Annotated in this window: 2 protein-coding genes; both read right to left on the reverse strand. The window is 52.1% G+C overall.

Going from position 1 to position 1,415, the window contains the following annotated elements; translation table 11 throughout:
* Positions 1–243, reverse strand: a 243-nt coding sequence (locus ACMP1L_RS06225; RefSeq protein ID WP_475544522.1) for a hypothetical protein, incomplete at its 3' end; no start/stop codon positions are given.
* Between the two features lie 14 nt (positions 244–257).
* A partial coding sequence (gene traM / locus ACMP1L_RS06230; protein WP_418452382.1) for a conjugative transposon protein TraM occupies positions 258–1,415 on the reverse strand: 1,158 nt, incomplete at its 5' end.

The raw sequence follows: 1,415 nt of genomic DNA on the forward strand, positions 1-1,415 counted from the left end.
GTTTGTAGAACCAAGATCCACATACTTGACCGGAGCAGGGAAAATAACATGGACAGTCTTGTCATACGCTATTTCCAGTCCGTGCGGCGGAATCATCTGGCTGAAACCGATCTTACGGGTCAGCCCCTCATAATAATCACCGCTACTCTGCTGCGCCCAGGCAGCCGATACGCCCAGTAAAAGGGCAAACATCATCAGAATCTTCTTCATGTGCTTTTGTTTAATGGTTGTCTTTTCTTTCATAGTTTTCCTGTATTTCATTTCTCCGGTGAATGGAGCAGTACCCGGTGTCCGGCCTTCAAAGTAATCTTTACCGTACGCATCCGTTTGGATATGTACTGGGAAACGCCCTGTATTACACCTTTTCCCAGATCGGAGGCAATCTGCGCCCCGGCATCGGTGGAAATGTTGATGCTGCTGTTCATCGAGGTTCCCATATTGGCGGCAATCTCTCTGGCAGCGTCATATTCCAGTGACCCCGGCACCAGGATTCCCTGCTGTCCGTCCAGATCATAGACTTCCAGCTCCACTGGCAGGATAGTTCCCTTGTATTCCACGGCATTGACCATGATTTCCAGCCGTTCACCCTGTATGCGTGTGCCACCTACCAGTACAGTCCCTTTCGGTATGAAACGTCCGGCAACGGACATGGGCTCGGTAAGCCGCAGGCGCAAGGCCTGTCCGTCGGATACGGTCTGTGTTCCGTGTACACAGGCAGCAATGGTATTGCCTTCCGTTACGGTCTTCCGGCCAACAGCCGTATTGAAACTGGCATTGCGTTCTCCCGAAAAGGCGGATATGAGCTCTTCGTCGCTCATAGGTCTGGAAAGTGAGGATACCACCTCATTGTGAACCTGTTTCACCGGCATGGCTTTTTTGTCCTCCGCTTTTCTGACGGGAGAAGGAGTCTCCACTGCCTGACGGTTATTGTATTTGGCGGCCAGTTCGTAGGATTTTTCCATCAGGGCCATCTTTTCCTCCATGCCTGACAGTGGCTCCTGTTTCTGCTGCTGTTGCTGCATACGCTCCAGTTCCTCAATCCTTTCCAGAAGCCTTTCCTTTTCCGGATCGGTCCGCGGTTCATAGATGCTTCCCAGCGTACGGTTCATCTCACGGTAGGCTACGGCCGAGGAACTGACCGGTCCGGCATTGCCTTTTTCTGTTTCCGTTTCCGTGTTCGTTTGCCTCTCCGGTGGAATGTTATCGGGAAGACGGACACTGTCTTTCCGTTCCTCTTTGGCAAACATGGACTCCGCTGCTTCAAAGAATGTCTTCCTTTTCCTGCTTTCCTGTTCCATCAGAGCCTTTTCATAGGCATCCTTCTTGTTCCCTTCCAGGCGGCTGTCCTCGGGAGAAGGGATTTCCGTATTGAACCCCTGTCCTTTATCCTGCCGCTCTCGTTCCTGCCCGGAAGG

It is taken from the genome of Ventrimonas sp. (genome assembly GCF_048380235.1).
Taxonomy (GTDB): Bacteria; Bacillota; Clostridia; order Lachnospirales; family Lachnospiraceae; genus Brotaphodocola.